The following is a 12,969-nucleotide window of genomic DNA, read 5'->3' as shown; positions in this document are numbered from 1 at the left end:
TGTTTTCCGCCTATCTATCAGGCTGATTCGCGCAGATTCTGCGCCGCTTGCACCATGTTCGCCAGCGCGGCGCGGGTTTCCGGCCAGCCGCGAGTTTTCAGGCCGCAGTCCGGGTTAACCCACAAGCGCTCCGACGGGATACGTTGCGCGGCCTTCTCCAGCAACCCTTCAATCCACTCCACGCTCGGTACGTTTGGCGAGTGAATATCATAAACGCCCGGGCCGATTTCGTTTGGATATTCGAACTCTTCAAACGACTCCAGCAGTTCCATGTCAGAACGCGAGGTTTCAATGGTGATGACGTCGGCATCCAGCGCGGCGATAGAATCCATGATGTCATTGAACTCGCAATAACACATGTGGGTATGAATCTGGGTGTCATCCTTAGCAACCGCGGCGTTGATGCGAAAAGCTTCTACACCCCACTGTAGATAAGCATCCCAGTCGCTGCGCTTCAGCGGCAGACCTTCGCGTAGCGCCGGTTCATCAATCTGGATAATACCGATACCGGCCGCCTCCAGATCCGCCACTTCATCGCGCAGCGCCAGCGCAATCTGTTTCGCGATAGTTTCACGGCTGACATCTTCGCGCGGGAAGGACCAGCACAGAATGGTCACCGGACCGGTCAACATGCCTTTGACCGGCTTGTCGGTAAGAGACTGCGCGTACTTCGCCCATTCGACGGTGATCGCCTGCGGACGGCTGACGTCGCCGATAACCACCGGCGGTTTCACGCAGCGAGAGCCATAGCTTTGCACCCAACCGTTTTGCGTGAAGATGAAACCGTCCAGATGCTCACCGAAATACTCCACCATGTCGTTACGCTCGGCTTCTCCATGCACCAGCACGTCTAAACCCAGACGTTCTTGTTCGACGATCGCCTGCTTAATATGTTCGGCAATACCCGTCCGATAATGGCTGGCGTCGAGGTTACCTTTTTTGAAATCCAGCCGCAGGGTACGAATTTCGGTTGTCTGCGGGAATGAACCGATCGTCGTCGTCGGCCATGCTGGCAGGTTAAAGCGCCTGCGCTGCGCCTGTGCGCGCTCGGCATAAGGGCTGGCGCGCTGGCTGTCCTGAGCAGTGATTGCCGCCAACCGTTTTTCCACTGCCGCGTTGTGTACGCGAGTCGAATGGCGACGAGCCTGGATTGGCGCGCTCCACGCCTCGATCGCCGTCGTATTACCGCTGTTCAGCGCATCGCGCAGCAGCGCCAGTTCGCCGCACTTCTGCAGGGCGAAAGCAAACCAACTTTTTACTTCGGCATCAAGACGGGTCTCTACGCTCAGATCGATCGGGCTATGCAACAGCGAGCAGGATGAAGCGATCCACAGCGCACGTTGACCGACAATCGCCTTAATTTGCGCATATTTTTCCGCGAGATCGGCGCGCCAGACGTTACGACCGTTGATCAGCCCGGCGGATAACAGCCAGTCGGCCGGCAGGCGTTTATGTAGTTCAGCAACATCATCTTTGCCATGCACCAGATCGACGTGAAGCCCCTGTACCGGCAGCGCGGTGATAACATCAAGGTTGTCGGCGATCCCTTCAAAATAGGTGGTCAGCAGTAGTTTTACCTGCCCCTGCAGGGCCTCATAAGCCGGTTTAAAGGCATCCAGCCATGCTTGCGGCAGCTCCAGCACCAGCGCCGGTTCATCAATCTGCACCCACTCAATGCCGCGTTTCGCCAGCTCGCCCAGTACCTGCTGGTAAACCGGAAGGATATCGTTCAGCAGGCTTAAACGGTCAAACTGTTCGCCTTTTACTTTGCCCAGCCACAGATAGGTTACCGGCCCCAGCAGTACAGGCTTAATCTTGTGGCCCAGCGCCAGCGCTTCGTCCACTTCATCCAGCAGTTGGGTCCAGCTCAGCTTGAACTGCTGGCCCTGGACAAATTCCGGCACCATGTAGTGATAGTTGGTATTGAACCACTTGGTCATTTCCGCGGCGGCAGCGGGTTCGCCGGTCGGCGCGCGACCGCGACCAATGCGGAACAGAGTATCGATATCGACGGTGCCGTCTTTGTTCTGATGACGAGCCGGCACGTTGCCCAGCAGCAGGCTGGTGGTCAGAACATGGTCGTACCAGGCAAAATCGCCCACCGGCAGCAGATCAATGCCAGCCTGTTTCTGCTGCTCCCAGTGACGAGCGCGAAGTTCGCGACCTACCGCCAACAGCTCTTCACGCGTGGCGTTGCCCGCCCAGTAGCTCTCTTGCGCTTTTTTCAGCTCGCGGCGAAGGCCAACGCGAGGAAAACCGAGGGTGTGATTGAGGATTGTCATGTTATGCCCCTTATGGAATTTTTTGCATTTAGCCATCCAGATGTTTACACATCCATAATGTAAAGGTACTGTATATTCCTCAAGCGCAAATTATTCATGCCGAAGTGAAGGACATTCATGATCGAGATTAAACACCTGAAAACGCTACAGGCGTTGCGGAACAGCGGCTCGCTGGCGGGCGCGGCGGCGGCCCTGCACCAAACCCAGTCGGCCCTGTCCCACCAGTTTAGCGATCTGGAACAGCGCCTTGGCTTCCGTTTGTTTGTGCGTAAAAGCCAGCCGCTACGCTTCACGCCGCAAGGAGAAATTCTGCTGCAGTTGGCCAATCAGGTGCTGCCGCAGATCGCTCGCGCGCTACAGGATTGCAACGAACCACAGCAAACCCGTCTGCGGCTGGCGATTGAGTGCCATAGCTGTATTCAATGGCTCACCCCGGCGCTGGAAAGCTTCCGCGCCCGCTGGCCGCTGGTGGAAGTTGATTTTCAGTCCGGCGTCACCTTTGACCCGCAGCCAGCCCTGCAGCAGGGTGAACTCGATCTGGTGATGACCTCAGATATTTTGCCGCGTAGCGGTCTGCACTATTCACCGATGTTTGATTATGAAGTTCGTCTGGTGTTAGCTCCGGAACATCCGCTGGCGGCGAAAACGCGCATCTCGCCGGAAGATCTGGCTGCGGAAACGTTACTGATTTATCCGGTACAGCGCGGGCGACTGGACATCTGGCGCCACTTCCTACAACCGGCGGGGATCAGCCCGCAGTTGAAAAGCGTCGATAACACGCTGCTGCTAATTCAGATGGTTGCCGCGCGAATGGGTATCGCCGCCCTGCCGCACTGGGTGGTGGAAAGTTTTGAACGCCAGGGTTTGATTGTCACCAAAACCCTGGGAGAAGGACTGTGGAGCCGGCTGTACGCTGCGGTGCGCGATGGCGAGCAACGCCAGCCGGTAACAGAAGCGTTTATTCGCTCAGCGCGGAACCACGCTTGCGATCATCTGCCGTTTGTACGGAGTGCGGAGCGACCCAGCGGCGATGGACCCATAGCGAAGCCAGGATTACCAGCGCGCCAATGATAAAGCTCGGCCAGTGAGGCTGCTCCTGCCAGATAGCAAGGTTAACCAGCAGCCCGGCGGGGACGTGAACGTTATTCATGATCCCCAACGTACCGGCATCCACCTGCGTCGCGCCGTAATTCCACATGAAGTACCCCAATCCGGAAGCAACCACGCCAAGCCAGACCAGGATTCCCCACTGCAGGCCGGTAGTCGGTAGCCTCTGCGGATTGCCCAGCATAAACCACGCCGCTACCGCCACAATAAAGGCGCCGGCATAGAACCAGGCAAAAGCATTGTGTTGCGGCATCGGGCGGACTTCCATCAAACGCTTGTAGCCCACCATGCCGATGGCGAAGCAGATATTCGACAACTGCACCAGCAATAGCCCGGTCCAGAAATGATCGCTGACTTTGTCATAGCGGATGATCGCCGCCCCTAACACCGCCAACGCCGCGCTAAGCAGATAGCCCCAGCGCAGTTTACGACCGCTGAGCAGATCGTAAATCAGGGTGATATACAGCGGGGTAAAGACCGTAAACAACAGAAATTCCGACACCGTCAGATAGAGATAGGCGCGGAAAGCCAGCAAATACATAATGCCAAGCTGCATTGCCCCCACTAGCATATAGAGCACGATGGTACGCGGAGACTGGCCGCGCGTACGCAAGAAAGGCAGGAACACCAGCGCTGCCAGGCCCACGCGCATCAGCACGGAAAAATAGCTATCGACGCTACCGGCAAGGTATTCGCCAATCAGACTAAACGAAAAGGCCCACAGGATAGTGGTGATAATTAAAAGCGCCACAACGGTCGTCTCATTGAATAAAGAACAGGCATTGTAGCGGAGAGAAGGGTTGACGACTGACCACTTATCAATCAGTCGTCAATGTTTATCAATCGAGATACAACTTGCGCAGGTAATGCGGTACGGCATCGTCGGCGTTGCTGCCGATCACTTCCAGCTCCGGATGCAAATCCTTCAACCGCTGATGGGCGTTTGCCATAATGCAGCCTTTACCGGCCATCGACAGCATCTCGGCGTCGTTCATGCCGTCGCCAAAGGCGATACACTCCTTGAGGCTGTAGCCGAGCATTTTCGCGACGGCCTCCAGCGCATGTCCCTTCGAAACACCGCCGGCCATTACTTCAAGACAAGTTAGCGTGGAGAAACTCACATTGACGCGGTCGCCCCAGCGCGCGTTGATAGCCTGCTCAAGCGGCAGCAAATGTTCATGATCTTCACAGGTGAAGAAAACTTTGCTGATGCCATCCGCATCCAGCTCGCCCGGTTCATAAAGCTTGTAGTTGAATACCGCCTCTTTGAAGAAGCGCATTTCTTCCGGGCGATGTCGATTCATAAACCATTCATCTTCACGATAGACGTTGGTCACAATCTTCACATCGTTACGCACCATCTCAAACAGATCGCTGGCGATATCGCGGTCGAGGTTATGGGCGAAGATTTGTTTTCCTTCACTATCATGTACCCGCGCGCCGTTAGAGGTGATCATGTACGACTTAATGCCGAGATTATCGCGGATCTGCCCCACATCGATGTAGTGGCGGCCAGTGGCGAAGACGAAATTTATCCCGCGCGCGGTGAGTAGCTTCAGCGTCTCTTTGGCATAAGGGGTGAGGAAATGGTCGGGGGAAAGCAGCGTGCCATCTAAATCAGACGCAACAACCTGGTACATAAAAAATTTAACCTCTAAGCAGGGCGACGAGATCTATCGTCGGATTAAGTATGTCGATTGAAAAAATCGACGATGGCATTTAGCGCGACTGAGCGCATAGCGTCCTTTTCAAAAAGGATCTCGTGATATGCCCCTTCAATAACGAGCGGCTTATCGCCTTCACAAGGGTGCCCGGCAGCGGAACGGAGTTCACAATAGCGGTCGTGCATCAGATTATCGACCACCCTTTCATCCTCAGCCTGAATCAATAACGTCGGAGTCGTGTCTTTCTCGACGCCGGACAATATCTCTTCACCGGCCAGAATACCTTCGCGCACCCAGTGATAGGTCGGCCCGCCGACGCGCAACCGCGGATCGTCGGCATAAAAACGCAGGTTGCGACGATAGCGCTGGCGGCTATGAGTCAATACATTGAGCGAAAACGGCAGCGCCCGCCAGCGGCCCGTACCGATGGCATACTCTTCGCGAATACGCTGATGGCCCTCAGCCCAGTCGAGAATATGGCGCACCATCCAGTCAGGCAGGCGCATGATGATGCCAAACATTGGCGCGCACAAGGCAATGGCGTCACAATGCTGCCGGTGACGCTGCAAGAACAGCGTGGCAATGGCGCCGCCCATCGAGTGGGCGAGAATAAAACGTTTACGCCAGTGGCCGGGAACCACTTCCTGCTGCCAGAGCGCAGCCAGATCGTCAACATAATCGCTAAAGCGCACAACATGACCGCGGTGGGTATCAGACAGCAACCTACCGGAGCGACCCTGACCGCGGTGATCGATAATCATCACGTCAAAGCCGCTGTGGAAGAGATCGTAGGCTAGTTCGGCGTACTTCACATAGCTTTCGATGCGGCCGGGGCAAATGACCACCAGCCGGTCGTTATTTGCGGCACAAAAGCGCACAAAGCGTACCGGAACCTTATCGACGCCCGTAAATTCAGCTTCTTCCCGCTGATGCCAAAAATCCGTCAGCGGCCCCATGGTAAAGGCCGCAAACGCGTTTTCTCGTGTGTCCCAGTCCTTTTGCTGCCCAAACATCGGGTTTACACCCCTGTTAACCGCTGAAAATCGTTTTTTTGTCGCACATCACACAATGCTGATGCAATAGCGTATTGTGGCATAAAAATAGACAATCAGGGAGATTCTCATGACCTTCGAGTGGTGGTTCGCTTATCTGCTGACATCAATCATTCTCAGCCTGTCGCCGGGTTCCGGCGCGATCAATACCATGACCACATCCATCAACCACGGCTATCGCGGCGCGGCGGCCTCTATTGCCGGCCTGCAAACCGGGTTGGCCATTCATATCGTGCTGGTCGGCGTCGGTTTGGGTACGCTCTTCTCACGCTCGGTACTGGCATTTGAAGTGTTGAAATGGGCGGGCGCGGCCTATCTTATCTGGCTGGGGATTCAGCAATGGCGGGCGGCGGGTTCAATCGACCTGAATACGCTGGCGCGAACTCAAAGCCGCGGTAAGCTCTATAAACGCGCGGTGTTCGTCAATCTGACCAACCCAAAAAGTATCGTCTTCCTCGCCGCACTATTTCCCCAGTTCATCGTACCGCATCAGCCGCAGGTGATGCAGTACCTGGTACTCGGCGTCACCACTATCGTAGTCGATATCATTGTGATGATCGGTTACGCGACGCTGGCGCAGCGCATTGCGGCCTGGATTAAAGGTCCGAAGCAGATGAAGGCGCTGAATAAAGTGTTTGGTTCGCTGTTTATGCTGGTGGGTGCGCTGCTCGCTTCCGCCCGTCACGCCTGAATACTGGAATCTTGCTCGCACAGCGCTGCGCCATTTGCGGCCTTAGTCGTATTATCACGCGTGCTGGCGCGCAAACATGAGAGAGACTTTATCCACGCGCTGTCGGCCCCGCCTTTTCAGTGCCAGAATGCCGCCATTGGGTTTATTCACGGATGAACGAAAATGGCGGAAACGGCAACCCCTCATGATGCAGTCTTTAAGACCTTTCTGTCGCGGGTAGAAACGGCGCGCGATTTTATTGAGATCCACCTTCCGCCGGCGTTAATTCAGGTTTGCAAACTGGATACACTTCGCCTGGAATCCGGGAGTTTTCTGGAAGATGACCTGCGGCCCTACTACAGCGATATTCTTTATTCGCTGGAGACAAACCGCGGCCCGGGGTATATCCATGTCCTGATAGAACACCAGAGTTCACCCGATAAACTGATGGCATTCCGCCTGATGCGCTACGCCATCGCCGCCATGCAGAGGCATCTGGAGAATGGTCATAAAACGTTACCGCTGGTAATTCCCATTCTCTTTTATCAAGGACGCCGCAGCCCCTATCCTTGGTCGCTGAACTGGCTGGATAATTTTGACGACTCGATGCTTGCCCATCAGCTCTATTCAGGTGCATTTCCGCTTGTCGATATTACAGTGATCCCTGATGACGAAATTATGCGCCACCGCAGTATGGCGGCGCTTACGCTGGTACAAAAACATATTCGCCAGCGCGATATGGCACAACTGCTGGACAAGTTGACCCACCTCTTAATGTTGGAGCAGATGAGCGGACAACAAATCGCCGTGCTGATAAAATATATGGCTCAGGCGGGAGAAGCTCAGGATATTCGGGCGCTATTGTATGGGCTGGCACAGCGTGTGCCGCAGCATGGAGGAATGCTAATGACTCTGGCAGAAACGTGGCTCGCAGAAGGCAGAGAGAAAGGTATTAAAGAAGGTATTAAAGAAGGCATCAAAGAAGGCATCAAAGAAGGAAAACTACAGGCCCTTTTACAGGTCGCCGCAGCGATGCTCAATCGCGGCATGGATGACGATGCCATCCTGGAAATGACCGGTTTGACCAGGGATGAACTACAGCGCCTTCGTCACTAATGTCTGCCCCACCCGGCAACCAATCGGGTGGATAATCGCATTACGAGTTAGCGCGAAATAATCAGATGAATGCCGAAACCGGCAAACAGGGTTCCTGCGATGCCGTCTATCCACTTTGCCATCCGCTGATAGCCGCGGCGCATTTTCGGCAGTGCGAAGAGGCTGGCTACGATGGTGAACCACGCCAGCGTTTCAAGGACGATCAGCAGGAAAATTCCCCAACGCGCCCCGGCGCCGATGTTATCGCCAACGAACAGCGAGAAGACCGATCCGAAGTAGATAATCGCTTTCGGGTTGGCGAGGTTAGTCAGCAGGCCCTTCAGGAAACTGCGCCCGCTACGCGCCAGCTCAACCTGCGGTTCCGCCGCAACAATGTCGTTTTTCTTCAGCGCGCCGCGCAGCATTTGATAGCCCATCCAGCACAGATACAGCCCACCGCCGACCATAATCAACGTATGCAGCCAGGCCATTTTCTCGATAATCAGATGCAAGCCGAGCAGCGCGACGCCCGCCCAGACCATCACGCCGCCGGTGATCCCCAGCACGCCCATCATCGCCTCTTTGCGCGAGCGGCTCACCGCGGTTTGCGAAACGAAGAAAAAATCCGGCCCTGGACTCATTAGCGCAATGATGTGCACCAGCGCCACGGTGAGAAAAAGCATCAACATGTTTAACTCGCAGGGAAATAGTGAAGAAGGAAACTATTCTGGCACCTTTTCCCGCGGCTGACTACTCATCATCGCCATCGACATGAGCACGTATCAGCGCCATGAATTCTTTACCGAAGCGCTCAAGCTTGCGAGTCCCCACGCCGTTGACGCTAAGCATCTCCCCGGCGGTAAGCGGCGACTGTTCGGCCATCTCAATAAGCGTCGCGTCGTTAAAGACGACGTATGGCGGGATGTTCTCCTCGTCGGCAATCGCTTTACGTAATTTACGCAGCTTGGCGAACAGCTTGCGGTCGTAATTGCCGCCGAAGGATTTCTGCATCGCTTTCGGTTTTAGCGCCACGATACGCGGCACGGCGAGCTGCAGCGGGACTTCACCGCGCAGTACCGGACGCGCGGCCTCGGTGAGCTGCAGCGCGGAGTGCTGGGCAATATTTTGCGTCACCAGTCCGAGGTGGATTAACTGGCGAATCACGCTCACCCAGTGCTCGTGGCTCTGCTCGCGACCAATACCGTAAACCGGCAGTTTATCGTGGTTCAGGTCGCGGATACGCTGATTGTTGGCGCCGCGGAGTACTTCAACCACGTAGCCCATCCCGAAGCGTTGATTCACCCGGTAAATAGTTGAAAGCGCCTTGCGCGCGTCCATTAAGCCATCGTACTGCTTTGGCGGGTCAAGGCAGATATCACAGTTGCCGCACGGCTCCTGGCGCCCTTCGCCAAAATAGTTCAGCAGCACCAAACGGCGACAGGTCTGCGCTTCGGCGAAGGCGCCCATCGCATTCAGCTTATGACGTTCAATATCCTGCAGCGGCCCGGCGGGCTTCTCCTCCAGGCAGCGGCGCAGCCACGCCATATCCGCCGGATCGTAAAACAGCATCGCTTCCGCCGGCAGGCCGTCACGCCCGGCGCGGCCGGTTTCCTGATAATAGGATTCAATATTGCGCGGGATATCAAAGTGCACCACAAAGCGGACGTTCGGCTTGTTAATGCCCATACCGAAGGCCACCGTCGCCACCACGATCTGCAGATCGTCACGCTGGAATTTCTCCTGCACGTCGGCACGAATATCATTTTCCAGGCCAGCATGATAGGCCGCCGCGCTGATGCCGCGGCTTTGCAGCCTGGCTGCGGTGTCTTCAACTTTAGAACGGCTGTTGCAGTAGATAATCCCTGATTTACCGCGCTGATCCTGGACGTATCGCATCAACTGATCGAGCGGCTTAAATTTCTCCATCAGCATATAGCGGATATTGGGGCGATCGAAGCTACTAACCTGAATCAGCGGATCGTTAAGCCCCAGCAGGCGAACAATATCGCGGCGGGTGGTGTCATCCGCGGTGGCGGTGAGCGCCATAAACGGAATATGCGGCATCCGCTGACGCAGCTGGCCCAACGCGGCATATTCCGGGCGGAAATCATGGCCCCACTGCGAGATACAGTGCGCCTCATCCACCGCCAGCATCGCTAAGTTCCAGTGGCTCAGATGCTCCAGGAAGTTGTCCAGCATCAGGCGTTCCGGCGCGATATACAGCAGACGAATCTGCCCGCTGCGGCACCCCGCCATCACCTCTTGCTGCTGCTCGCGGCTCTGAGTCGAGTTAAGACAAGCCGCGGCGACGCCGTTAGCCAGCAGCTGATCGACCTGGTCTTTCATCAGCGAAATCAGCGGCGACACGACAACCGTCAGGCCGCCTAGCACCAATGCAGGCACCTGATAGCACAGCGACTTACCGCCGCCGGTCGGCATCACCACCAGGCAATCGCGGCCTTCCAGCGCCGTGGCGATGATCGATTCCTGGCCCGGGCGGAACTGCTGGTAGCCGAAGGTCTCTTGTAAAACCTGCTTAGCCAGCGATTCCTGATTTAATACTTCCGCCTGTGCCACGTTGACCCCATCCGCCTGAAAAGAAAACAGGCGCTATTTTCAGCGCCTGAGAGCCAGAGTGCAACGATTAAAACAGATCGTTGAGCATCACGCCGACGCCGACCCGCGTCTGATTGAAGTTATAGTCGATGAGCGACTCGCCATAACCGCTGTACACCTGAGTATAGGCGCGCACGTGTTTGGTAATAGGGTAACTGACCCCGATTTCCGCGCCGCCGTAGCCCGTATTCCAGTTATATTGCCCCTGAGCGCTAAAAATAGCTTCCCCCAGCTGGTAGCCAATCTTCAGGCGGTAGTACCCCATGTATTTCGTAATATCCGGGTTATCATCGGTGCTACCGACCACATACCACGGCTTCACTTCAACCAGCCAGTTACCGTTTTGCGCCATCAGGCGAGTATACAGGCGGTTCCAGCTACGTGACGTTGGATCGGAACGGCCGTTAGAGTCGTGGTTATAGCCGACTTCGATATCGCGCAAGGTCCAGCCGGCAAACTCATAATCCGTCGCGAAGCCAAGGAAGAGCTGAGGCTCGTAGTTAGTTTCGCGAAACGGCGCCGAGCCTTTACTGTTAGAGAGCTGCCACCAGGATTTTTGCGTATAGGAAGCGCCAAGCAGCGAATTATCGCCGAGAATGCCGCGCCATAACGGGAATGCCAGGCTGAGCTGGAACTTCACCTCATCCTTACGCGCGTCATCTGCCCAGTCGTAACTACGAATAGCCTCTTTATTGAGATCGCTGGTCCACGTATAGAGCAGATAGTTGCTCTCATAAGGATAAAGCAGGAACGGATTATCATGGTCCTGCAGCAGGTTGGCGATAATACTGCCCCGTACCGCGGGTTTGTCATGAACGGATTGTTCAATCGGCGCGTCCTGCGCCAGAACGCCCACCGGCAGCGCGCTAAGCGCCAGCAGCCAGGCTAAAGAGATACGCATTACTGTTCTCCTGAAGAAGGGTTCTTATTTAATGTTTTGTCCTGCTGCCATTCTACCTATTTATCCACCTCCCGCTGCGTTATCGCCTCCGAAAGTGGAAATCAATATTTTTGAAGCATAAAATCAACATTTCATTAACGAAATGGACCTCTGCTATGTCTGAACTGACCGCCGCCGCCGCGCTAAAGCTGGTGGGAGAGATTTTTGTTTATCACATGCCTTTTAACCGCGCGCTGGGGCTTGAGCTGGAGCGTTATGAAAAGGAATTTGCCCAGCTCAGCTTTAATAATCAGCCGATGATGGTTGGCAACTGGGCACAGAGTATCCTGCACGGCGGCGTTATCGCCTCTGCGCTGGATGTCGCCGCTGGGCTGGTCTGCGTCGGCAGCACCCTGACTCGCCATGACACTATCAATGAAGAAGAGCTGCGCCAGCGCCTCTCGCGGATGGGAACTATCGATTTGCGCGTCGATTACTTACGCCCTGGCCGCGGCGAGCGCTTTACCGCCACCAGCAGCCTGCTGCGCGCTGGAAACAAAGTCGCGGTGGCCCGCGTCGAGCTGCATAACGAAGAGCAGGTTTATATCGCCAGCGCCACGGCCACCTATATGGTGGGTTGATTGCCGCAGATCGAGTAACATCACTCTCTTTGGCAATGGATTCTACCAATGGACGCAAAACAAACGCGGCTGGGCGTTATGCTGGCGCTGGCCGCCTATTTTATCTGGGGTATCGCACCGGCGTACTTCAAACTTATTTACTACGTTCCCGCCGATGAAATCCTCACGCATCGCGTGATCTGGTCTTTCTTTTTCATGGTGGCGCTCATCAGCGTCAGCCGCCAGTGGCCGCAGGTAAAAAAACTGCTAAAAACCCCGCGCAAGATCTTCCTGCTCGCGCTCTCTGCAGTGCTGGTCGGCGGCAACTGGCTGCTCTTTATCTGGGCGGTCAATAACCACCATATGCTGGAAGCCAGCCTCGGCTACTTTATTAACCCGCTGGTTAATATCGTGCTCGGGATGGTTTTCCTCGGCGAACGCTTTCGTCGGCTGCAGTGGTTGGCGGTGATCCTCGCCTTCTGCGGCGTGCTGGTGCAGTTGTGGACCTTTGGCTCACTGCCGGTAATCGGCCTTGGGCTAGCCTTCAGCTTTGCCTTCTACGGACTGGTACGTAAGAAAATCGCCGTCGATGCGCAGACCGGCATGTTGGTGGAAACGCTATGGCTGCTGCCAGTGGCGGCGATCTGGCTTTTCGGCATCACCGATAGCCCAACCAGCCATATGGGAGACAACCCCTGGTCGCTCAATTTGCTGCTAATGGCCGCGGGCGTGGTAACCACCATCCCCCTGCTGTGCTTCACCGGCGCGGCGACCCGCCTGCGCTTGTCGACGTTGGGCTTTTTCCAGTACATCGGCCCGACGCTGATGTTCCTGCTGGCGGTAACGTTCTACGGTGAAGTGCCGGGCACGGATAAAATGGTAACCTTCGCCTTTATCTGGGTGGCGCTGGCGATATTCGTGATGGATGCGGTATATACGCAAAGACGGGGGCGTCGGGGATAGGATATTACCCGATGTCGGCT

The 12,969-nt window shown here is 55.7% G+C and carries 12 protein-coding genes; 5 read left to right on the top strand and 7 right to left on the bottom strand.

The genetic code is table 11. The features are described 5' to 3' along the window. Positions 1–17: 17 nt before the first annotated feature. Positions 18–2,282: a 5-methyltetrahydropteroyltriglutamate--homocysteine S-methyltransferase gene (gene metE / locus PGR29_RS24115; RefSeq protein WP_316425502.1), complete on the bottom strand. Its 2,265-nt coding sequence runs from the start codon at positions 2,280–2,282 to the stop codon at positions 18–20. A 117-nt stretch (positions 2,283–2,399) separates the two neighbouring features. On the opposite strand from metE, the gene metR reads away from it, so the two are divergent. Beyond that, positions 2,400–3,353, top strand: coding sequence for an HTH-type transcriptional regulator MetR (gene metR, locus PGR29_RS24110; protein ID WP_015703991.1), 954 nt, complete (start codon positions 2,400–2,402; stop codon positions 3,351–3,353). Here the strand turns inward: metR and PGR29_RS24105 are convergent. The 3 genes from PGR29_RS24105 to pldB all read right to left on the bottom strand — a co-directional run bounded on the left by PGR29_RS24105 (position 3,241) and on the right by pldB (position 6,066). Continuing rightward, positions 3,241–4,140, bottom strand: a complete 900-nt coding sequence (locus PGR29_RS24105; RefSeq protein WP_015368852.1) for a carboxylate/amino acid/amine transporter — start codon at positions 4,138–4,140, stop codon at positions 3,241–3,243. The genes metR and PGR29_RS24105 overlap by 113 nt on opposite strands. An 88-nt stretch (positions 4,141–4,228) precedes the next feature. Further along, positions 4,229–5,029: a sugar/pyridoxal phosphate phosphatase YigL gene (gene yigL / locus PGR29_RS24100; protein ID WP_015368853.1), complete on the bottom strand. Its 801-nt coding sequence runs from the start codon at positions 5,027–5,029 to the stop codon at positions 4,229–4,231. Between the two features lie 44 nt (positions 5,030–5,073). Then, the gene (gene pldB, locus PGR29_RS24095; protein ID WP_045378727.1) at positions 5,074–6,066 is read right to left on the bottom strand and encodes a lysophospholipase L2; all 993 of its coding nucleotides are present in this window, start codon (positions 6,064–6,066) and stop codon (positions 5,074–5,076) included. 109 nt (positions 6,067–6,175) lie between these two features. Here pldB and rhtB point away from each other — a divergent pair, with 109 nt between their 5' ends. Both rhtB and PGR29_RS24085 read left to right on the top strand, forming a co-directional pair. Next, positions 6,176–6,796, top strand: coding sequence for a homoserine/homoserine lactone efflux protein (gene rhtB, locus PGR29_RS24090; RefSeq protein WP_015368855.1), 621 nt, complete (start codon positions 6,176–6,178; stop codon positions 6,794–6,796). Positions 6,797–6,958: 162 nt separating this feature from the next. Further along, positions 6,959–7,891, top strand: a complete 933-nt coding sequence (locus tag PGR29_RS24085; protein WP_113374976.1) for an Rpn family recombination-promoting nuclease/putative transposase — start codon at positions 6,959–6,961, stop codon at positions 7,889–7,891. A 47-nt stretch (positions 7,892–7,938) separates the two neighbouring features. Here the strand turns inward: PGR29_RS24085 and rhtC are convergent, their stop codons facing one another. From rhtC to pldA, 3 genes are all read right to left on the bottom strand, one after another. Beyond that, positions 7,939–8,559 (bottom strand): threonine export protein RhtC, encoded by a 621-nt coding sequence (gene rhtC, locus PGR29_RS24080; RefSeq protein ID WP_308958004.1) that lies wholly within the window; start codon positions 8,557–8,559, stop codon positions 7,939–7,941. Between the two features lie 61 nt (positions 8,560–8,620). Then, entirely contained in the window at positions 8,621–10,447 is a 1,827-nt protein-coding gene (gene recQ, locus PGR29_RS24075; RefSeq protein ID WP_015368858.1) for an ATP-dependent DNA helicase RecQ, read from the bottom strand. Positions 10,448–10,514: 67 nt separating this feature from the next. Next, positions 10,515–11,387, bottom strand: a complete 873-nt coding sequence (gene pldA, locus PGR29_RS24070; protein ID WP_113374974.1) for a phospholipase A — start codon at positions 11,385–11,387, stop codon at positions 10,515–10,517. 155 nt (positions 11,388–11,542) lie between these two features. On the opposite strand from pldA, the gene yigI reads away from it, so the two are divergent. Both yigI and rarD read left to right on the top strand, forming a co-directional pair. Further along, positions 11,543–12,007, top strand: a complete 465-nt coding sequence (gene yigI / locus PGR29_RS24065; RefSeq protein WP_004097567.1) for an acyl-CoA thioesterase YigI — start codon at positions 11,543–11,545, stop codon at positions 12,005–12,007. 48 nt (positions 12,008–12,055) lie between these two features. Next, positions 12,056–12,949, top strand: a complete 894-nt coding sequence (rarD, locus tag PGR29_RS24060; protein ID WP_113374973.1) for an EamA family transporter RarD — start codon at positions 12,056–12,058, stop codon at positions 12,947–12,949. The last annotated feature ends 20 nt before the right edge of the window (positions 12,950–12,969 follow it).

This window comes from Klebsiella sp. 141203 (assembly GCF_032601985.1).
GTDB lineage: Bacteria > Pseudomonadota > Gammaproteobacteria > Enterobacterales > Enterobacteriaceae > Klebsiella > Klebsiella aerogenes.
The sequence above is the reverse complement of the archived record's forward strand: the minus strand, read 5'-3'. Positions and strand labels throughout refer to the sequence as shown.

Excerpts from the sequence above, each read along its gene's own strand:
- pldA (WP_113374974.1), bottom strand. The coding sequence starts at position 11,387 with ATGCGTATCTCTTTAGCCTGGCTGCTGGCGCTTAGCGCGCTGCCGGTG.
- yigI (WP_004097567.1), top strand. The coding sequence starts at position 11,543 with ATGTCTGAACTGACCGCCGCCGCCGCGCTAAAGCTGGTGGGAGAGATT.
- metR (WP_015703991.1), top strand. The coding sequence starts at position 2,400 with ATGATCGAGATTAAACACCTGAAAACGCTACAGGCGTTGCGGAACAGC.
- pldB (WP_045378727.1), bottom strand. The coding sequence starts at position 6,066 with ATGTTTGGGCAGCAAAAGGACTGGGACACACGAGAAAACGCGTTTGCG.
- rhtB (WP_015368855.1), top strand. The coding sequence starts at position 6,176 with ATGACCTTCGAGTGGTGGTTCGCTTATCTGCTGACATCAATCATTCTC.
- metE (WP_316425502.1), bottom strand. The coding sequence starts at position 2,282 with ATGACAATCCTCAATCACACCCTCGGTTTTCCTCGCGTTGGCCTTCGC.
- yigL (WP_015368853.1), bottom strand. The coding sequence starts at position 5,029 with ATGTACCAGGTTGTTGCGTCTGATTTAGATGGCACGCTGCTTTCCCCC.
- PGR29_RS24085 (WP_113374976.1), top strand. The coding sequence starts at position 6,959 with ATGGCGGAAACGGCAACCCCTCATGATGCAGTCTTTAAGACCTTTCTG.
- rarD (WP_113374973.1), top strand. The coding sequence starts at position 12,056 with ATGGACGCAAAACAAACGCGGCTGGGCGTTATGCTGGCGCTGGCCGCC.
- rhtC (WP_308958004.1), bottom strand. The coding sequence starts at position 8,559 with ATGTTGATGCTTTTTCTCACCGTGGCGCTGGTGCACATCATTGCGCTA.